Origin of the sequence: Ensifer sp. Root423 (assembly GCF_001426275.1) — a bacterium.
Classification (GTDB): domain Bacteria; phylum Pseudomonadota; class Alphaproteobacteria; order Rhizobiales; family Rhizobiaceae; genus Ensifer; species Ensifer adhaerens.
This window is the reverse complement of sequence record NZ_LMEG01000009.1, coordinates 36967-55840: the sequence shown is the minus strand read 5'-3', so window position 1 is coordinate 55840 and position 18874 is coordinate 36967. Positions and strand designations below refer to the sequence as shown.

17 protein-coding genes are annotated in these 18874 nt (G+C 63.4%); 3 read left to right on the top strand and 14 right to left on the bottom strand.

From position 1 onward, the window contains the following. The first annotated feature begins 98 nt into the window (after positions 1 to 98). Positions 99 to 1139: a glutamine synthetase beta-grasp domain-containing protein gene (locus tag ASD01_RS11040; protein ID WP_034790086.1), complete on the top strand. Its 1041-nt coding sequence runs from the start codon at positions 99 to 101 to the stop codon at positions 1137 to 1139. Positions 1140 to 1260: 121 nt separating this feature from the next. Here the strand turns inward: ASD01_RS11040 and ASD01_RS11035 are convergent, their stop codons facing one another. From ASD01_RS11035 to ASD01_RS10995, 9 genes are all read right to left on the bottom strand, one after another. Beyond that, positions 1261 to 2160 carry an ABC transporter ATP-binding protein gene (locus ASD01_RS11035; RefSeq protein ID WP_060644002.1) on the bottom strand — a complete coding sequence of 300 codons (900 nt, stop codon included), beginning with the start codon at positions 2158 to 2160 and terminating at the stop codon, positions 1261 to 1263. 5 nt (positions 2161 to 2165) lie between these two features. Next, positions 2166 to 2969: an ABC transporter ATP-binding protein gene (locus tag ASD01_RS11030; protein WP_034790084.1), complete on the bottom strand. Its 804-nt coding sequence runs from the start codon at positions 2967 to 2969 to the stop codon at positions 2166 to 2168. Then, positions 2966 to 3856: an ABC transporter permease gene (locus ASD01_RS11025; protein WP_034790082.1), complete on the bottom strand. Its 891-nt coding sequence runs from the start codon at positions 3854 to 3856 to the stop codon at positions 2966 to 2968. Before ASD01_RS11025 ends, ASD01_RS11030 begins: the two co-directional genes overlap by 4 nt. Position 3857: 1 nt before the next feature. Then, positions 3858 to 4835 (bottom strand): ABC transporter permease, encoded by a 978-nt coding sequence (locus ASD01_RS11020; protein WP_060529168.1) that lies wholly within the window; start codon positions 4833 to 4835, stop codon positions 3858 to 3860. A 193-nt stretch (positions 4836 to 5028) separates the two neighbouring features. Beyond that, positions 5029 to 6678 (bottom strand): ABC transporter substrate-binding protein, encoded by a 1650-nt coding sequence (locus ASD01_RS11015; protein WP_060606271.1) that lies wholly within the window; start codon positions 6676 to 6678, stop codon positions 5029 to 5031. 40 nt (positions 6679 to 6718) lie between these two features. Then, complete coding sequence (locus ASD01_RS11010) at positions 6719 to 7741, bottom strand: glycoside hydrolase family 3 N-terminal domain-containing protein (RefSeq protein ID WP_060643958.1); 1023 nt, start codon at positions 7739 to 7741, stop codon at positions 6719 to 6721. 21 nt (positions 7742 to 7762) lie between these two features. Beyond that, positions 7763 to 8242 (bottom strand): GNAT family N-acetyltransferase, encoded by a 480-nt coding sequence (locus ASD01_RS11005; RefSeq protein ID WP_034790046.1) that lies wholly within the window; start codon positions 8240 to 8242, stop codon positions 7763 to 7765. 447 nt (positions 8243 to 8689) lie between these two features. Beyond that, positions 8690 to 9013, bottom strand: a complete 324-nt coding sequence (locus tag ASD01_RS11000) for a YbaN family protein (RefSeq protein ID WP_060606331.1) — start codon at positions 9011 to 9013, stop codon at positions 8690 to 8692. Between the two features lie 64 nt (positions 9014 to 9077). Then, a complete protein-coding gene (locus ASD01_RS10995) occupies positions 9078 to 9767 on the bottom strand; it encodes a DUF2161 domain-containing phosphodiesterase (protein WP_060519920.1) in 690 nt (229 codons plus the stop codon). Between the two features lie 275 nt (positions 9768 to 10042). Between ASD01_RS10995 and ASD01_RS10990 the strand changes: the two genes are divergently transcribed. Next, positions 10043 to 11377 (top strand): NfeD family protein, encoded by a 1335-nt coding sequence (locus tag ASD01_RS10990; RefSeq protein ID WP_060643957.1) that lies wholly within the window; start codon positions 10043 to 10045, stop codon positions 11375 to 11377. 54 nt (positions 11378 to 11431) lie between these two features. Further along, positions 11432 to 12217, top strand: a complete 786-nt coding sequence (locus ASD01_RS10985) for a slipin family protein (protein ID WP_034790039.1) — start codon at positions 11432 to 11434, stop codon at positions 12215 to 12217. Here ASD01_RS10985 and ASD01_RS10980 read toward each other — a convergent pair whose 3' ends face one another. The 5 genes from ASD01_RS10980 to ASD01_RS10960 form a co-directional block, all read right to left on the bottom strand. Then, on the bottom strand, positions 12218 to 13030 hold the full coding sequence (locus tag ASD01_RS10980; RefSeq protein ID WP_060606280.1) for an inositol monophosphatase family protein: 813 nt from the start codon (positions 13028 to 13030) through the stop codon (positions 12218 to 12220). Between the two features lie 33 nt (positions 13031 to 13063). After that, a complete protein-coding gene (locus ASD01_RS10975; protein WP_060606333.1) occupies positions 13064 to 14125 on the bottom strand; it encodes an ABC transporter ATP-binding protein in 1062 nt (353 codons plus the stop codon). An 8-nt stretch (positions 14126 to 14133) separates the two neighbouring features. Further along, complete coding sequence (locus tag ASD01_RS10970; RefSeq protein ID WP_060643956.1) at positions 14134 to 16368, bottom strand: ABC transporter permease; 2235 nt, start codon at positions 16366 to 16368, stop codon at positions 14134 to 14136. Between the two features lie 140 nt (positions 16369 to 16508). Beyond that, on the bottom strand, positions 16509 to 17534 hold the full coding sequence (locus tag ASD01_RS10965) for an ABC transporter substrate-binding protein (protein ID WP_034790034.1): 1026 nt from the start codon (positions 17532 to 17534) through the stop codon (positions 16509 to 16511). A 128-nt stretch (positions 17535 to 17662) separates the two neighbouring features. Next, positions 17663 to 18685: an ABC transporter substrate-binding protein gene (locus tag ASD01_RS10960; RefSeq protein ID WP_226020740.1), complete on the bottom strand. Its 1023-nt coding sequence runs from the start codon at positions 18683 to 18685 to the stop codon at positions 17663 to 17665. Between the last annotated feature and the right edge of the window lie 189 nt (positions 18686 to 18874).

Sequence of the window (18874 nt, the reverse complement as noted above, 5' to 3'; positions counted from 1 at the left end):
TTAATGCTTCTTAACGGTCATCGGTCGTCGGGCAGCCAGTCTGGATTGCCCAACCGCTTCGGAACCAAGCCATTCCTGGCGTCATGTGAGAGAACGAAATGACAAAGTTTAAGCTCGAATACATCTGGCTCGACGGTTACAAGCCCACCCCGAACCTGCGCGGCAAGACCCTGATCAAGGAATTCGATGCTTTCCCGACGCTGGAACAGCTGCCCTTCTGGGGCTTCGACGGTTCGTCGACGATGCAGGCCGAAGGCAGCAGCTCGGACTGCGTGCTGAAGCCGGTCGCCGTCTATCCGGATCCGGAGCGCAAGAACGGCGTTCTCGTCCTTTGCGAAGTCATGATGCCGGATGCCAAGACGCCGCATCCGTCCAACACCCGCGCTACGGTTCTGGATGACGACGGCGCCTGGTTCGGTTTCGAGCAGGAATACTTCTTCTATCAGAACGGCCGCCCGCTCGGCTTCCCGGATGCCGGTTACCCCGCGCCGCAGGGCCCCTACTACTGCGGCGTCGGCTTCAGCAACGTTGGTGACGTGGCCCGCAAGATCGTCGAAGAGCATCTCGACATCTGCCTGGCTGCCGGTATCAACCATGAAGGCATCAATGCGGAAGTCGCCAAGGGCCAGTGGGAATTCCAGGTGTTCGGCAAGGGCTCGCGCAAGGCTGCCGACGAAATCTGGCTTGCCCGCTACCTGCTGCAGCGCCTGACCGAAAAGTACGGCATCGACGTCGAATACCACTGCAAGCCGCTCGGCGACACCGACTGGAACGGCTCGGGCATGCATGCCAACTTCTCGACCGCCTACATGCGCGAAGTCGGTGGCAAGGAATACTTCGAAGAGCTGATGGCTGCTTTCGCCGAAGCTCGTGCCGACCACATCGCCGTCTACGGCCCGGACAACCACATGCGCCTGACCGGCAAGCACGAAACCGCTTCGATCCACCAGTTCAGCTACGGTGTTGCTGACCGTGGTGCGTCGATCCGCGTTCCGCACAGCTTCGTCAACAACGACTACAAGGGCTATCTCGAAGATCGCCGCCCGAACTCCAAGGGCGACCCCTACCAGATCGCTTCGCAGATCCTGAAGACGATCTCCACCGTTCCGACCGACGTCGAAAAGCGCGAAGCCGCCTGATTTTATGGTCCGGCGCACGAGGGCGCCGGGCCAAAAATCGACGGGGTTGCGCTTTTCGCGACCAAACAAAAACGCCCCGCGGTAAGCGGGGCGTTTTTGTTTTAGCCAGTCGGTGGGCGGCTCAGGCCGCGCGCACGAAATGATCGGGCTCGACCTCGCGGATTGTCTCCTGGGTCGCTGCCGAACGCCGGCGCGTTTCATCGGCTTCGGCTGAGCTCACCTGCGCGTTCGGATCGTCGAAGCGGATGTCCGGATCCGGCACAGCCGAGAGCAGCAGCTTGGTATAGGGATGGGCCGGGTTGTCGATGACCTTACTGGTATTGCCCCATTCGACGATCTGGCCTGCATACATCACCGCGATATCCTCGGCGACGTAGCGGGCCGTCGCGATGTCGTGGGTGATGTAGAGCAGGCCGAGATTCATCTCGCGCTTCATTTCGCTCAAGAGATTGAGCACGCCGAGCCGCACGGAAACGTCGAGCATCGAGGTCGGCTCATCGGCGACGATGACTTCGGGCTTGGCCGCGAGTGCCCGCGCGATGTTGACGCGCTGGCGCTGGCCACCGGAAAGTTCGTGAGGGTATTTCGGCGCGACGTTCTCAGGATCGAGCTTCACTTGCCGAAGCAGGGCCTTGATCTCTTCGTCGACCGCCGGACCCCTGATGTCAGCACGGTGCAGCATCAGCGGCCGCTTCAGGTGGTAGGCGATGGTGTGGGCCGGATTGAGCGAAGCGAAGGGATCCTGGAAGATCATCTGCACCGAGCGGCGATAGTCGGCGATTTCCTTGGATCCGGCCGCGTCGACGGGCTTGCCCTTATAGAGCAGCCGTCCTTCGCTCGGCTCGTATTCGCGCATGGCGATGCGGGCGCAGGTGGTCTTGCCGCTGCCGGATTCGCCAACGACGGCAAGCGCCCGGCCCGCATGCAATGAGAACGAGATAGCCCTCGCCGCGCGCACGGCGGCGGGGCCATTGCCGAAGGTCTTGCTGACCTTGTCCAGGGTAAGAATGGGTGCGGACATGCCGGTCATCGAAGAACGCCTCCGTGCAGCGAGGGGAAGGAGGCCCAGAGCTTCTTGGTATAGTCGTGCTCCGGTGTCCGGTAGATGGCGTCGGCGGTGCCCTGTTCGACCAGCTTGCCGCCGAGCATGATGCCGATGCGGTCGCAGAACTGCACCATCAGCCCGAGGTCGTGGGTAATGAAGAGCACGGCAAAACCGAGCTTGCGCCGGAGTTCGTTGATCCGCTGCAGGATTTCGCGCTGCACCACCACGTCGAGCGCCGTCGTCGGCTCGTCCATGACGATCAGCCGCGGATCGAGCGCAAGGCAGATGGCGATGACGATGCGCTGGCGCATGCCGCCGGAAAACTGGTGCGGATAATCGCGCATCCGGTCCGGCGAGATATCGACGAGCTTGAGCATCTCGGCGGTGCGATCACGCGCCTGTGCGCGGGTGATGCGCTTGTGCGTCTTCAAGACGTCGTAGAACTGCTGTTCGATGCGCAACACCGGGTTCAGTGAGTTCATTGCGCTCTGGAACACCATCGCCACTTCGCGCCAGCGGAAGTCGGCGAGATCCTTCTGGTCGAGGTCGAGCACGTCGCGGCCGTCGAGCAGGATGGCGCTTTCCTTGCGGATCAGCGCCGGCGGCTTGTGCAGCCGGCTGATGGCAAAGGCGATCGTGCTCTTGCCGCAGCCGGATTCGCCGGCAAGGCCGAAGACCTCACCGGGGGCAACGTCGAAGCTGACATTGTCGACGGCGCGGAAATCGTTGGTCTCGCCAATGTAATCGATGGTCAGGTTCTTGACCGAAAGCAAAGGTGCGGTCACAGGCGGCCCTCCCCGGAGCGGATGAGCGCGGACCAGCGGCCGAGCCGGTTGCCGGTGCGAAGCCGCGGATTGGCGATTTCGTCGACGGCGAAGTTGAGCAGCGACAGGCCGATGCCGAGGAAGGCGAGCGCGAAGCAGGGCGTCAGGATGTCCCACCAGGCGCCGACCGAAAGGGCGGAGGCCTTCTGCGCCGCATAGAGCATCGTGCCCCAGGAAACGACTTTGGGATCGCCGAGGCCCAGGAACTCGAGCGTCGCCTGGGTGATGATCGCGAAGATCACACTGCCGATGAAGTTGATGCCGACGATCGAGATGAGGTTGGGGAAGATTTCGAAGGTCATGATGCGCCAGCGTGGCTCGCCCATCATCTCGGCGGACTTCACATAGTCCTTCTGTTTGACCGACAGCGTCTCTGCGCGGGTGACGCGGGCACCCCAGGCCCAGGACGTGCAGCCGAGAATGAGCGCGATGACCCACGGGCTTGCCTGGCCGATGAAGGCGGCAAGCACGAGCAGCAGCGGCAGGTTCGGCACGACCAGCACCATGTTGGTGAAGAAGCTGATGACCTCGTCGATCTTGCCGCCGCGATAGCCGGCGATGATGCCGAGTGCTGTGCCAACAATGGTGATCAGAAGCCCGGCGCCGAAGCCGACGGCGAGCGACGTGCGTGCGCCGTAGATGAGGCGGGCGAAGACGTCCTGGCCGATACGGGTGGTACCGAGCCAGTGCTCGAGCGACGGTGACTGATGCGGCCGTCCGACGCGCGCGCCCGGGTCATAGGAGGTCAGCAAGGGGGCTGCGATCGCGACAGCCAGGATGAAGGCGACGATCAGCGCGCCGACCATGGCCTTGCGGTTGTGGATGAGCGGAAAGGAGGAGGTTTTCATCTCACGCCCTCTTCAGTCGCGGGTCGAGCAGCACGTAGCTGACGTCGACGATGAAATTGGCAATGAGCATGGTGGCGGTCATGATCAAGAGCTGTCCCTGGATGACGGGGTAATCGCGGGCGAGGATCGCTTGGTAGAGAATGTTGCCGAGGCCCGGATAGTTGAACACCACCTCGGTCACCAGCGAGCCGCCGAGCACAGTGCCGATGGCGATGGCAAGGCTCGAGACGGTCGGCAGCAGGGCGTTGCGCGCCGCATACCAGATCATCACGCGGGTGTCGGAAAGCCCCTTGGCGCGGGCCATGACGATGTAGTCTTCGCCGAGCAGGTTGATCATGTTGTTGCGCATGGTCACGGCGAAGCCGCCGGTCAGAACGGCGCAGAGCGTCAGCATCGGCAGGATGCCGTGGTAGAGGATGCTGCCGATATATTCGAACGTGAAGGCGGGATCGAGCGCCGGATCGGCAGCATAGCCGGTCGGGAACCAGCCAAGCGTGAAGCCGAAGGTGAAGACGACGATCAGCGAGGTGACGACGGCGGGAACCGAGGTCGCGAAGATCGCGCCGACGGAAACGATGACGTCAAACAGGCTGCCACGGCGCCAAGCCGCGAGAATGCCGAGGAAGGTGCCGAGCGCGAAACTGACGATGGTGGCGGTTCCCATCAGACCGACGGTCCAGACGAGTGCGTTGCCGAGCACGGTGGTCACCGGCAGCGGGAAATACTTGATGGAACGGCCGAGGTCGCCGCTGAAGATGCTGCCGAGATAGGTGAGGTACTGCTGCCAAAGCGGGCCATCGACGAAGCCGAAGGTGAGTTTCAGGGCCTGCAGGCTTTCGGGCGGCAGTTCAGCGCCGGCGCTCGAAAACATGATCTGCACCGGATCACCGGGCATCAGCCGCGGCAGGAAAAAGTTGATCGTCGCCGCTGCGACGAAGGCCGCCAGATAGAAGCAGAGGCGGCGAAGCAAAAAGGCCATCGGGAACTCCATCGACTGCGGCTGCCGCAAGAGCGCGTCAGGCGGCAGGGCTGTCTTCTTGTCGAACCGCCCGTGGAGACTGACCCCAAGGACGATTGCGTGGCGGACGAAAAGCGCCCGCCACCGTTGCCGATCGAGATGCGGCGCCCTCCCGGATCGTCGTCCGAAAGGGCGCCGCGCCTTCGATCAGGGATCACTTCACCGGTTCAAGCGCCAGCAGGTGCAGAAGACGCGCCGGGTTGTTGCGGGTGATCGACGGGTTGACGAAGGGGTTTTCCGCCGTCGCCCAGCCCTTGAAGCGCTTGGTGTTGTACTGGTACCAGTTCGGGTTGTTGAACACCGGGATCATCGGCATGTTTTCGGCGACGATGCGCTGTGCCTTGTTCATCGCTTCCTTCTGCTTGGCCGGGTCGGCGGTCTGGGTGAACTCGGTCAGAAGCGCTTCGACATCCGGATTGAACCAGCGTTGCGAGGTAAAGCGGGTCTTGCCCTTGTCCGACGCGCTGAAGGCGCGCTTGTAGGGGTAGTAGGGCGAGGCCGATGCCGGCAGGCTGTTGATCGCCGCATCGAAGGTGCCGTTGATGAGGTTGCCGGTCCAGACCGCTTCCTCGGGCGTCTCGATCTTGGCGTCGAGGCCGACGGCCTGCAGGCCCTCGACGGCGATCGTCACCGTGTCGATCCAGTCGGTCCAGGAGCTCGGAACGATGATCGAGAACGAGATCTTGCTGCCATCCGGGTTGTCGCGGAAGCCGTCGCCGTCCTTGTCGGCGTAGCCGGCCTCGTCGAGCAGCGCCTTGGCGGCATCCGCATCGTACTTGCCGTACTTGCCGAAATCGGCCGCGACCGACGGATCGGCCCAGCTCTTGTAGAGCTCGCCCATTCCTGCCGGGTCTTCGTTGAGCGTCGGGTAGCCGTAGCCGGCGACGTCGACCATGGTGCCGCGGTCGAGCGCCATCGAGGCGGCACGGCGGAACTTCACGTCGTTGAAGGCCTTGCGGTTGTTCTCGTTCGCCGTTTCCTGGTTGAACAGGAAGGCGACCATGCTGCTTGGCGAATACCAGAAGTGGAAGTGTTCCGGATCCTTGGCGACATAGACGTTCTCGATATCCGGGATGAAGGAGACGCCCCAGTCGAGCGTGCCCGACGCGGTCGCCGTCAGGATCTGGTTATTGTCGGCAAGCTGCGGGAAGCGCACGCAGTCGACCTTGAGCGTTGCTGCGTCCCAGTAGTGCGGGTTGCGGCACTGGTCGTAGGTCTGGCCGGTGAAGCGCGGGATTTCGGTCAGCGGACCGCTGCCGACGGGCGCCTCGTTGGCGAAGGTGACCGGCTCGGCAATGTCCTTCCAGACGTGCTCGGGCACGATCGGCAGCTGCGCCAGCTGTTCGGCTGCAAGCGAGCTCGGATTGGCGAGCGTGAAGCGCACGGTCTCAGCGTCCACGGCCTCGACACCGGTGATGAAGGTCCAGATGCTGACGAAGTCGAGCGCCGGGAACTTCTTCAGGTAGTCGTAGGTGAACTTGACGTCGGTCGCCGTCAGCGGCTTGCCGTCGGACCACTTGAGGTTCGGACGAAGCTTGAACTCGATCGACTTCAGGTCGTCCGAGAGCTTGAAGCTTTCGGCCAGCCGGAAGACCGGCTTGTTGCCGTCGAAGCGGTTGAAGACGACCAGCGGCTCGTAGATGAAGTCGAGCGTGCTCTGGCGCGCCGAGGTCTGGTTGAACGGGTTGAAGTTGCGAACCCAGGTGGTCGCCGGCTCGATATTGGCCGTCAGCACGGTCTGTGCCGCCGCCGGGCCGGCGATGAGGGCGAGCGCGGTGGCTGCGCCGAGAAGCGATTTTTTCACGGTAGTTCCCCTTTTAGATCGCTAGGATTTCTTGTTTCGGTCAGGCAACGAGGGCGCTGTTGAACATGTCCTCGACTTCCGCATGCACGGCGCGCACGTCGACCTTGAGCGTGCCGAGCCGGGCGTTGGCGGCGTCGATGCGTTTCTGCGCGGCGGCGGTCAGCGGGCTTGCAGCCTTGGCTGCCGCTTCGCTTTCGGCGAGATCACCATGGCTGTGGAGCGCGATGTCGAAGCCGGCATCGAGCACCTGGCGAACACGCTCCGGCAGGGTGCCGCGCAGCGATTCCATGAAGATGCAGTCGGAGATGAGGACGCCGTCATAGCCCATGTTGTTGCGGATGACGTCGTGCATGATCGGCGAGATGGACGCCGGCAGTTCCTTGTCGAAGGCCGAGTAAACGACGTGGGCGACCATGGCCCAGGGCGTGTCACGCAGGGCGACGAAGGGCTTGAAATCGGTGGACGTCAGCAATTCACGCGAGGCGTCGACGACCGGGCGCTCCTTGTGCGAATCGAGCGTCGCGCGGCCATGGCCGGGAATGTGCTTCATGATCGGCATGTTGCCGGTCTCGAGCAGGCCGTCGACCACGTCGCGGCCGAGTGCGGCGATGAAGTCCGGGTCGGCGCCGAAGGCGCGGGCGCCAATGACGGAGCTCGTCGTCGAGAAGACGAGGTCGAGCACCGGCGAGCAGCCGCTCGTCAGGCCAAGATCGGTCATCATCGTGCCCATGGCCTGGCTTGACAGGCGCAGGGCCTTCTTGCCGAGGGCAAAGTCACGGCGGGCGAGTTCGGCGAATTCGCCGAAGGAGCGGAACAGCGGCCAGGGGCCGGCGTCGAGATGCTGAACGCGTCCGCCTTCCTGGTCGGTGAAGACGGGAGCGTCTTCGCGGCCGACGGCTTCGCGGAAGCGTTCGATCAGAGCCTTTGCCTGCTGCGGATCACGCAGGTTACGGCGGCCAACGAAGAGACCGAGCGGGTTGGTTTCGCGAAACAGGGCGAACTCGTCGTCCGAAAGCGTAGGGTTCGGAAGACCGACAAAAAGGGCGAGGGGTGTCGAGGACATTCAGAGGCTCCGAGATTGGAATTATTTGGAGGGGCGGCGCAGCATGCCCTGGTAGATCCCCTTGTCGGGGGCGGGGATCGGCACGGCGCCCACGGTCTTTGCGTAGAAATCGACCGGGCCGGCGTCGCCGATGAAGGCATAGGCGTGGCCAAGCGTCTTCATGGTGTCGAGGCAGTCGGAAAGCAGGGCGACGCCGATGCCCTTGCCGCGGGCGACGGGATCGACGCCAGTCGGGCCGAAGAAGCCGGGAGCGGTCGTGTCGTAGCAGGCGAAGCCGACGAGCTTGCCGTCGTCAACCGCGATAAGACAGGCGACGGGCCTGCGCGTGAAGGCGACAGTCACCTCGCTCGCCCAGTTCTCGCTGAAATTCTCCCGAACCCAGCCGACGACCAGGCCCATTTCCGGCGGCAATGCGGGACGGATCGTCACCTTGTCAGTTTTTGTTCTGCGCTTGAGTTCACCGAGGATCGGCGAATACAAGCTCACCAGCATGTCAGGCATATGCTCCTCCACATATTCCTTTATTAAGGAATTGCTGCCTTTGTAATGCAATAGATGGAGCCAACCGGACCGGCTTGTCAATCGCCAATCGTCAGTTTTGGGGGTCTATCTGCGTTCAGCAGGTGCCTATGTGAGCCGATGAAACGTTTCCACGGCCGTTCGCGATGCATAAATTCACGCGATCGTGCATTGCGTGGATGCGGAACAACGGTCGAGCAAGAGAGCGAGCCGGTGTGCGGCCGCGGAAATTGCACATTTGTACAACTTTGTTCTTGAGTTGTTCGAAGTATATTTTGATTTACAAAAACACTAAGTATGGATGTATACGCTTATAGCGTGTGCGCCCGGAGAATATTTCGACCTTTTCGCGCGCAATCAAGTATTTCTTGAGAGGAAAAGTATCGTTTCCCGTTTGCACCGGCCTGGTTCGTTGGCCGTGCCGACCGGCTACTCCGCTGGACGCGTCAGGATGAAAAGCGCGGGAAGCGCCATTGCGGCTGCGACGATAGCGGCGAGCGAGAGGCTCGGATTGCCGAAGAAAAGGAAGAGGCCGAAGCTGGCGGCCATCAGGCTGACCGCACCGGTCTTGGCCCGCCGGGATATCGCCCCCTTTTCGCGCCACAGCCGAAGCGGGGCCCCGAAGACCCGGTGGTTGAGCAGCCATTGCTCCAGCCGGGGCGAGGCGCGGGCAAAGAGCCCGGCTGCCAGCAACAGGAACGGCGTTGTCGGCAGGATCGGAAGAAAGGCGCCGATGACGCCGAAACCGACCATCAGCCATGCGAGGCAAAGATAGAGAAGGCGAAGCGCGGGGTTCACCGGAGGGCTCCAGGCTGTGTCATGCTTCGGATGCCTCGGCGATCACGACCGTTGCGGTCTCGAGCGGAGGCCAGCGGCGAAGTGCTTCGGCGCCCTGTTCCGACAGCGCGTAGATGCCGCGGTCGACCCGCTCGAACCAGCCATAGACGTTGCTGAGCAGGATTTTGGCGGCATCGGGTGCTACCGGGCGCAGATCGCGCGGGCGCTGCTGGCCGACTTGCAGGGCGGCAGCGCAGGCGAGCGCCTGCTGCCGATACGCGGTCATGATCGGTGTGCGCGTGGCGCCACCCGCGGTCGGATCGCCCTTGCGGCGGCGATGCTCGCTGATCAGGCGCGCTCTTTTCCTGTTGTTCTTGCGCGGCATCACCGCGGAAGCCGCGAGAATAACATCGACCATGCCGTTGTCGGCGACCGCCAGCATCCCGAAGCCGAGCCGGCGGCAGAGATCGCGGAAACGCCGGTCACTCTCCCGCCCCTTGCCCTTGGCCGAAACACGGGCGGCGACCCACACCTCGTCGCCCGCGGTGGCGCGATCGACCGCTTGGAGGATCAGTTCGAGGTTGAAGCTCAGCTTCAGTTCGCACACGACCACCAGTGGCGGTTCGTCGTCGCTGAGCGCGACGATATCGCAGCCGCCGATCTCGCCCTTGACGCTGTAGCCGCGGGTTTCGAGGAAGCTCTTGATCGGTTGGTAGAGGGTCGTCTCCAAACCCAAAAATCCTGTTCTGCTGAAACCGGAAGGCGCCACGAAGGCAGCCTCGAATAGGCGGCGAAGCGTTGCCGCTCAAATGAACATCTAGCAGATAACGCCGATCGCCGCCGTTGTCATCCCGTCGCTGCCGAGAGGCCGCTGGCGCCCCGTGCTCTGACGTGCGAGCCCGCGGGCGCAGTAGAGGCCTTCGCTTCGTGCTAACCTTGTGTTGTGCTATCATGCGGCGAGCGGCCCTCTTCGCAGGTGTCGAGCATGCGAGGTTCTGACGACGGATGTTGCGAACCCTCACGCTGTTGTTTTTGTTGATCTTGTCCTTCGCGTTTCCAGCTTCGTCGCGGGCCGAAAACGATCGGGTCGCCTTGGTGCTGCATGTCAACGGCGCCATCGGTCCGGCGACCGCCGAATATGTCAGGCGTGGCCTGACGAAGGCGGAAGAGCGCCGCCTGCCGCTGGTGGTCCTGCAGGTGGATACGCCCGGCGGCCTCGACACCTCGATGCGCGAGATTATCCGCGCGATCCTTGGCTCGCCCATACCCGTCGCAACCTACGTTGCGCCGAGCGGCGCGCGGGCGGCGAGCGCCGGCACTTACATCCTTTATGCCAGCCACATTGCGGCGATGGCGCCGGGAACGAACCTCGGCGCCGCGACGCCGATTGCGATCGGTGGCGACATGTTCGGTGAGGGTAAGGACGGTGACAAACAGCCGGCGGCGCAGAGCCCTGCCGAGGCAAAAATGGTCAACGATGCCGTGGCCTATATCCGCGGGCTGGCGGAGTTGCGCGGGCGCAATGCCGACTGGGCCGAAAAGGCGGTGCGCGAGGCTGCAAGCCTCTCGGCCGAGGCGGCCGTCCGGGAAAAGGCCGTCGATTTCACCGCGACCGACGTTACCGATCTCCTGAAGCAGGCGAACGGGCGGACGGTGCGCGTGGGGCAGCGAGAGATCGTGCTCGATACCGCAGGTCTTACGACCGAGGACTTCGTGCCCGACTGGCGCACCCGGCTGCTTTCAGTGGTCACTGATCCCAATATCGCGGTCATCCTGATGATGATCGGCGTCTACGGCTTGATCTTCGAGTTCCTGTCGCCGGGGTCGGTGGCGCCGGGAACGATCGGCGGCATCTGCCTGTTGCTCGGGCTCTATGCGCTTTCGGTGCTGCCCGTCAGTTATGCCGGCATAGGGCTGATCATGCTCGGGATCGGATTGATGGTCGCCGAGGCGCATTCGCCATCCTTCGGCGTGCTCGGCGCCGGCGGCAGTTTTGCACTGGTTCTGGGCGCGGCCATTCTCTTCGATACGGATACGCCGGGTTTTGGGGTTTCCTGGTCCGTGCTGGCGGCGCTTGCGGTTGCAAGCCTCGGTTTTAGCCTTCTGGTCGCTCGGCTCGCCTTCAGTTCGCGGCGCCATGCGGTGGTGACCGGCAGCGAACAGATGATCGGCCTTGCCGGCACGGTCGAAAATTGGACCGGCGCGGCCGGTTACGTCATCGCCCATGGCGAGCGCTGGCAGGCCGTCAGCACGGAGACGCTGTCGAGGGGCGAGAACGTGAAGGTCATCGGGCGGAACGGACTGACGCTCGAAGTGATCCGCGACGGACCAAAGACATAGCGCCCGCGGATCGGGTGAGGGCGCGGTGAAGGCGCCCGGAATGGAGGAATGGTCATGGACATGTTCGGGAGCCTTGCTCCTTTTGCTGCGTTGCTGGTGCTCGTCATTCTCGTCATCGCCTATTCGATCCGGATCCTGCGTGAATATGAACGGGGCGTGATCTTTACCCTCGGCCGGTTCACCGGCGTCAAGGGGCCGGGGCTGATCCTGCTTGTGCCCTATGTGCAGCAGATGGTGCGGGTCGATCTCAGAACCCGGGTGCTGGACGTGCCGAGCCAGGACGTCATCTCTCATGACAACGTGTCCGTCCGGGTCAGCGCCGTGATCTATTTCCGGGTGATCGACGCCGAGAAATCGACGATCCAGGTCGAGGACTTCATGATGGCGACGAGCCAGCTGGCGCAGACGACCCTGCGGTCCGTGCTTGGCAAACATGATCTCGACGAGATGCTGGCCGAGCGTGATCGGCTGAACGACGATATCCAGAAGATCCTCGACAGCCAGACGGATGCCTGGGGCATCAAGGTGGCGACCGTCGAAATCAAGCATGTCGACATCAACGAGAGCATGGTTCGGGCGATTGCCCGTCAGGCGGAGGCCGAACGCGAGCGGCGCGCCAAGGTGATCAATGCCGAGGGTGAGCAGCAGGCCGCGGCCAAGCTGCTCGAGGCCGCCGAGATCCTCGCCCGGCAGCCTCAGGCCATGCAGTTGCGCTATCTGAGCACCTTGAACGTCATTGCCGGCGAGAAGAACTCGACCGTGATCTTCCCATTCCCGATGGAACTCGGTGGTCTGCTGGGGTTCAAGCCCGACAAACCCACCGGCTCGACGCAAGAGTGATCAAGCTGCTGCCCGGTCAAGCTGGGCGACCTTCAGCAGGTCATCGACGGCGCTGGGGGCTGCGGCCAACACCGGCGCCCAATGCGTCAGCGCCTCGCCCCGCGCGGGGAAAGGCAGCGTCCAGCCGCCGGCTTCGGTCACCAGGCAATAGCCGCCAAGGCAGTCCCAGGCATGCATGTAGGGTTCGTAATAACCGACGAGGCGACCTGCCGCCACATAGGCGATCATCAGTGCGCCGGAACCGTTGCGCATGAAGTTGCCGCCATTCGAGAGCAGGCGCTCGACGATGGCACCCATCTCGCCAGGTTTCACCTGATCGTTGGCGCCAAGCCCGGTGACGGCGTTGCGGATTGTGCGCGTGCCGTCGAGACGAAGCGGCTTGCCGTTCAGCGTCGCGCCCCGGCCGGTTGCAGCGGCATAGATTTCCTGGTGGCAGGGCGAATGGATCACGCCGATAACGGGTTTCTCCGCATAGACCACCGCAATCGAGACGCACCAGTTTGGCATGCCGTTGACGAAGGGCGTGGTGCCGTCGATCGGATCGAGCACCCAGGTGAAGCCGGATGTGCCGTCGAGAAGTCCATGCTCCTCTCCGAGCACGCCATCGTCCGGAAACACGGCGGCGATCTTGTCGCGGATCAACGTCTCGACGTTGCGGTCGGCGATCGAGACGACGTCGTGGGCGTCACGCTTGGTTTCGATGACGAGTGTTTCCCGCTTCAGGAAGTAATCGTAGGCGAGCTGGCCGGCCTCCTCGGCCATGGATTTGGCAAGCGCGAACCGGGCATCGAGGCCGGCAATTTCAGCAGTCATGCAAGTGTCCTTCTCGTATCCAGTTGTGAAAAGTCATGCGTCAATCAAAGCGAGGCCGCGGCTGCGGAAACCGATCGCGACCTCCGTTGCCGGAGATAGCATTTCCTCCACCGCCTGATCGACAACAAAGAGGAGACCCGCCGGCGTTTCGACCTCGTATTCGACGTGGCCGCCGAGATAGGCGGCGCTGCTGATCGTGCCTGAAAGGGCGGCACCCTTGGCCGGCGTCAGCGTCACCGCGTTGGGCCTTACGGCGAGTTTTGACGGACCCGTCCGGGCGCCCTTGGAGGGCAGGCGGTGCTCAAATCCGCCGATGCGGATCGTCGCCAGGCCGGCGTCGGTCGCGGTCACCTCGCAGGGCAGCACATTGGCCTCGCCCATGAAGTCGGCGATGAAGGTGGAGGCCGGCGCTTCATAGAGGTCGCGCGGCGCACCTTGCTGCGCGATCGCGCCATCTTTCATGACGATGATGCGGTCGGAAACGGCAAGCGCCTCGTCCTGGTCGTGGGTGACGTAGACGGCGGTGAACCCGAGGCGCTGCTGCAACTCGCGGATTTCTGTGCGCACCTTGCGGCGCAGTCGCGCGTCGAGGTTGGACAGCGGTTCGTCGAGCAGCAACACCTGCGGTTCGAGCACGAGCGCGCGGGCAACGGCGACGCGTTGCTGCTGGCCGCCCGAAAGTTCGGCCGGAAGCCGCTGGCCGAGACCGCCGAGGCCGACGAGCTGCAGGCCTTCTTCGGCGCGATCACGCGCTTCCTTCTTCTTGATTCCCGAGGATTCGAGGCCGTAGGCGACATTGTCGAGCGCCGACATGTGCGGGAAGAGCGCATAGGACTGGAAGACCATCGACACGTCGCGCTCGTTGGCCGGCAGCATGGTCACGTCCTTGCCGCCGATCAGGATGCGGCCGGCGGAAGGGTGTTCGAGGCCGGCCAGCATGCGCAGCGTCGTCGTCTTGCCGCAGCCGGAGGGGCCGAGCAGGGTCACCAGCGTGCCCGGCTCGATGGTGAGCGACAGGTCGTGGATGGCGGTGAAGCTGCCGAACTGCTTGCGCACGTTCTGGAAGACGACCGAGCCGGTGCGCGGGGTGCTCATGGAGGTGCTCATGCGGTTTTCTCCTGGGAGATGGTGTTGGACGAACGGACCGGGGCGGCGCCGAGGACGCGGTTCTCGCGCCTCAGCTTGCGTTCGCCGACGAGGAGTTGCAGGCCGGTGATGACGGTGATCATCACCAGGATGAGGGCCGAGGAGTAGGCGATCGCCACGCCGAACTCGCCGTTTTCGACAAGGCCGACGATGTAGGCGGTGGCCATGTTGTACTCGGCGCTGACGAGGAAGACGACGGCGCTGATCGAGGTGATCGCCCGGACGAAGGAGTAGACGAGTGCCGCGACGATCGCCGGACGCAGCAAGGGCAGGATGACCTTGCGCAACGTGCGGAAGCTCGTTGCCCGAAGCGTCAGCGACGCCTCGTCGAGGCTCTTGTCGAGCTGGCTCATCGCCGCAATACCGCCGCGCACGCCGACCGGCATGTTGCGGAAGACGAAGCAGGCGACGAGGATCAGCGCCGTGCCGGTCATTTCGAGCGGCGGCAGGTTGAAGGCGATGATGTAGCTGATGCCGATGACGGTGCCGGGGATAGCAAAGCTCAGCATCAGCGCGAACTCGAAGACATCACGGCCGGCGAAACGCTGGCGCACGATCAGATAGGCCGTCAGCAACCCGACCATAGCCGTCAGTGGTGCTGCGATCAGCGAGATCTCCATGGTCGTCCAGAAGGAGTTCCAGGCAACACCCGTCCAGGCGATTGCGCCGTCGGCAAACGAGATCGAGAAGGCCTTGGCGTAGTGGTCGAGCGTCAGCGAGTTGTCGAGACCCCAGGTCTTCACGAAGCCGCCGAAGAGGATCATGCTGTAAACGACGACGGTGAAGATCATCCAGGGAATGACGATGGCGTGAACGCCGATCGAGATCGAGCGTGGCAGTGCACTGTGGGCACCGGAATCGCCCTTGCCGGTCACGGTCGAATAGTTCTTGCCGGCGAGCCAGTAGCGTTGCGCCACGAAGGCCGTGAGCGTGAAGCAGAGAAGGATGATGGCGAGTACGGCCGCACGGGACGGATCGTTCTGCGCGCCGACGACGGCGAAGAAGATTTCGGTCGAGAGCACGCCATGGCTGCCGCCGAGCACCAGCGGATTGCCGAAATCGGCCATGCTTTCGATGAAGCCGATGAGGAAGGCGTTCGCCAGGCCCGGCTTCATCAGCGGCAGAGAGACGGTCCAGAAGGTGCGCCAACGATCAGCGCGCAGCGTCTGCGACGCCTCTTCCATCGAAGGGCTGACCCCTTCGACGACGCCGATCAGCACGAGGAACGAGATCGGGGTGAAGGAGAGGACCTGCGCGATCCAGATGCCGGTGAGGCCATAGAGCCAGCGCCCCGGTTCGACGCCGAAGGCATCCGAGAGAAATTCGGTAACGACCCCGGCGCGGCCGAAGAGCAGCGTCAACGCCAGGCCGATAACGAAGGGCGGCGTGATGATCGGCAACACCGTCAAGAGCCGCATGCCCTTCTTGAAGGGGAAGCGGGTGCGGGTGGCAACAAGCGCGAAGGCAAGGCCAAGCAGCGTCGAGCCGGACGCCGTCATCAGCGCCAGCCATAGGGTGCGCCAGGCGACGCCGCAGCGGCCTTCGCCGACGACACAGCTCAGGCTCCAGATCGAGGCGTCCTGGATATTGCGGATGAAACCATCCGGTTTGAACGAGCCGTCGAAATCCTGAACCGACGCCGCGAACATGCTGCCGACCGGATAGAAGACGAAGACGATGACGAGGGTCACGAGCAGGGAAATCGCCGCGACGATGAAGGCGTCGCCCTTGAGCACGCCGCGCTCGGCCAGCCCGAAGGCGAACAGAAGAACGAAGGTGAGTGCCATAAGCACGGCGCCGGCGCCCATTGACGGCTGACCGTCGGAAAGCGTGCCGAACAGGGTCTCGCTGATCGTCCAGGTCCAGCCGGAAAAGCCGATCGCCAGCCCCTGGAGAGCGAGATAGAGACCCCCCGCTGCGCCGGCGACGGCAAGCAGATGCCCTCGACGCGCGGGATCGCGGACGAAACGCGCTGCCATGCAGATGCCGAGCAGCGCCAGCGCCACGATCAGCCACGGCTTACCATGGGCGAAAATCTGCATCAGGCCGGGGGCAACGGCTGGATCCCCGGGGAAATCGGCAAGCCAGCCGAGCCCGAAGAAGCCGCCTTCGATGCGATACCAGGGGACAGCCAAGAATGCGGCCAGTCCGAGCCCGAGCGTGAGGTCGAGCCTGCGGTTGCGATGTTCCATGACGGTCCTCGCGCAATTTGGAATGAAAGATGATGTGACATCGCATCACCGCGACGCATGCCGGAAGCGATGAACGACGGTTGGGACCGTTGGGCGGTGCCGGCCGGATCAATCACCCGGCCGAACCGTTCAGGCCGCGATCAGTTGGCGCTCGCGCCGACCTCGCGGTCCCAGCGCTCGAGCAGGGCTTTGCGCTTCTCGGCATCGCCGAAGGTGGCGAAATCGTAGTCGATCAGCTTGATGTCCTCGAACTTCGGTGCTTCCTTCGGCACTTCGGCCGATTTGTTGGACGGCAGCTGGAAGGACTTGGCGTCTTTCATGCGCGACTGGACCTCGGGCTTCAACGCCCAGTCGTACCAGGCCTTGGCATTGTCCAGGTTCTTGGCGCCGCGGATGATCGACATCGAGCCGATCTCGTAGCCGGTGCCCTCGCAAGGCGCGATCGACTTGATCGGGAAGCCTTCGGCAGTCTGTGCCACCGCATCGTGCATGAAAACGATGCCGAGGCCGGCTTCGCCCCGTGCGGCTGCCTTCACCGGTGCCGAGCCGGACTTGGTGTACTGCGCGATGTTGCCGTTGAGCTTCTTCAAATAGTCGAATGCCTGGTCCTCGCCCATGATCTGCACCAGTGAGGCAAGCGCGGTATAGGCCGTACCGGAAGAGTTCGGGTTGGCCATCTGGATCTCGCCCTTCAGCGAGGCGTCGAGCAGGTCGGCCCAGCACTTCGGCTCCTTCAGGCCCTTCTTCTGGAAGATCTCGGTGTTGTAGCCCCAGCCGAGCGCGCCGGCATAAACGCCGACGGTGCGATAGCCGGAGCCTTCAGCCTGCTTCTTCGCCCAGTCCTGGAGCTGGTCCAGCATCGGTGACTTGTATTCAAGTGTCAGGCCGTCCGATGCCGCCTGCAGGTGCGGGTCGCCGGTGCCTGCCCACCAGATGTCGGTCTTCGGGTTGCGCGCCTCGGCGCGGATCTTGGCGTAGGTTTCGCCCGAAGACAGGCGAACCATGTTGACCTTGATGCCGGTTTCCTTCTGGAAATCGCCGGTCATCTGTTCGCAGATGACCACGTCTGCGGAGCAGATGAGGTTGAGGCTGCCGGCAGCCTGGGCGGGCAGGGCGGCAAGCGCCGTGCCTGCAAAGAGCATGAGGGAAAGCGTCGTTGTTTTCATTGGGGCATCCTCCTGTTGCCTGTTTGAAACTTGGGCGCGAACGGGCATGGCGCGGCCATCGGCCTGCCCGCCGGGCGGCACGTTCACGATTTCGGTGCTGTGGATTTTGCTACGCTTCTGCGAAGCGCTCAGTTCGTCGCGGCGATCTCCGCGTCGAACCGTTTGAGCAATCGACTTCGTTCCTCCGGCGAGCCGAAGGTGGCGAAGTCGAAATCGACCATCTTGATCAGCGATATGTCCGGTGCGCCAGGCGGCAACTCCGCGCGGGCGTTGGATGGGACCTGGTTCTGGCCGGCAGCTGCACCGGTACCCTGGCCTTCCGGGGTGAGCGCGAAATCGACGAAGCTTTTCGCGTTTTCGAGATGGCGCGCGCCCTTGACGATGCTGACGGCGCCGATTTCGTAGCCGGTCCCTTCGCACGGCGCGACGATGACGAGTGGGAAGCCCGCCTGCTTCTGCGTGACCGCGTCATGCATGAAGGAGATGCCGATCAGGGTCTCCCCGCGTGCTGCCGCCTTGACCGGTGCCGAGCCGGCCGTGGTGTACTGGTCTATGTTGCGGTTGAGTGCGCCCATGAACCGGAAGGCCTCATCCTCGCCGAAGAGCTGCACCAGCGTTGCAAGCGTGGTGAAGGCGGTGCCCGACGAGTTCGGATTGCCGCTGCGGATACGGCCGCGATAGGCGTTGTCGGCGAGATCCTTCCAGCAGGTCGGGGCCGGCAATTTCAGCGTATGCAGCAGGTCGGCATTGTAGGCAAAGCCAAGCGCTCCGGCATAAATGCCCGCCGAACGTCCGCCGGAGATGGCGAAGAAATTCTGCGCCCAGGGCAGCATGTCGCGCTCATGCGCCGGCCGATAGGGTTCGAGCAAGTTCTCCGATCCCGCCTGCAGATGGGTGTCGCCTGTCCCGCCCCACCACACATCGACGGTAGGGGTGTCCTTTTCGGCCCGGATCTGGGTGAGGATGTCGCCGTTGCTCTTTCGGGTCATAGCGACCTCGATGCCCGACTTCGCCTCGAAAGAGGCCTTCATCGTCGCGCACCACGCTTCGTCGACACCGCAAAGCACGGTGAGCGCCGGTGCCGTCATGCCTGACGTGGCGGCGCACAGCCATAGGGCCACGCCCGCGCCGATAGCGGTAATGCCTTTCACGATGTCCTCCCATTTGGAGCGTTGCCGCCCCAATCTCCGCAATCAGGATGTCGGTATTCCCTGCGGGTCGCAACCCGCAGAATGGTTACCGTTCTTACAACACGGATGCGGCTTTGCCGTTTCAAGATTACAAAGATTACAAATGTGACAATGCGGATAACGCGAGCCGCTTTGATCATTGGGGCAGCC

Excerpts from the sequence above, each read along its gene's own strand:
- ASD01_RS10975 (WP_060606333.1), bottom strand. The coding sequence starts at position 14,125 with ATGAGCACCCCGCGCACCGGCTCGGTCGTCTTCCAGAACGTGCGCAAG.
- ASD01_RS10985 (WP_034790039.1), top strand. The coding sequence starts at position 11,432 with ATGGACATGTTCGGGAGCCTTGCTCCTTTTGCTGCGTTGCTGGTGCTC.
- ASD01_RS10970 (WP_060643956.1), bottom strand. The coding sequence starts at position 16,368 with ATGGAACATCGCAACCGCAGGCTCGACCTCACGCTCGGGCTCGGACTG.
- ASD01_RS11000 (WP_060606331.1), bottom strand. The coding sequence starts at position 9,013 with ATGGTCGGTTTCGGCGTCATCGGCGCCTTTCTTCCGATCCTGCCGACA.
- ASD01_RS11010 (WP_060643958.1), bottom strand. The coding sequence starts at position 7,741 with ATGTCCTCGACACCCCTCGCCCTTTTTGTCGGTCTTCCGAACCCTACG.
- ASD01_RS11025 (WP_034790082.1), bottom strand. The coding sequence starts at position 3,856 with ATGAAAACCTCCTCCTTTCCGCTCATCCACAACCGCAAGGCCATGGTC.
- ASD01_RS10990 (WP_060643957.1), top strand. The coding sequence starts at position 10,043 with ATGTTGCGAACCCTCACGCTGTTGTTTTTGTTGATCTTGTCCTTCGCG.
- ASD01_RS10965 (WP_034790034.1), bottom strand. The coding sequence starts at position 17,534 with ATGAAAACAACGACGCTTTCCCTCATGCTCTTTGCAGGCACGGCGCTT.
- ASD01_RS11020 (WP_060529168.1), bottom strand. The coding sequence starts at position 4,835 with ATGGCCTTTTTGCTTCGCCGCCTCTGCTTCTATCTGGCGGCCTTCGTC.
- ASD01_RS11035 (WP_060644002.1), bottom strand. The coding sequence starts at position 2,160 with ATGTCCGCACCCATTCTTACCCTGGACAAGGTCAGCAAGACCTTCGGC.
- ASD01_RS10980 (WP_060606280.1), bottom strand. The coding sequence starts at position 13,030 with ATGACTGCTGAAATTGCCGGCCTCGATGCCCGGTTCGCGCTTGCCAAA.
- ASD01_RS11005 (WP_034790046.1), bottom strand. The coding sequence starts at position 8,242 with ATGCCTGACATGCTGGTGAGCTTGTATTCGCCGATCCTCGGTGAACTC.
- ASD01_RS11040 (WP_034790086.1), top strand. The coding sequence starts at position 99 with ATGACAAAGTTTAAGCTCGAATACATCTGGCTCGACGGTTACAAGCCC.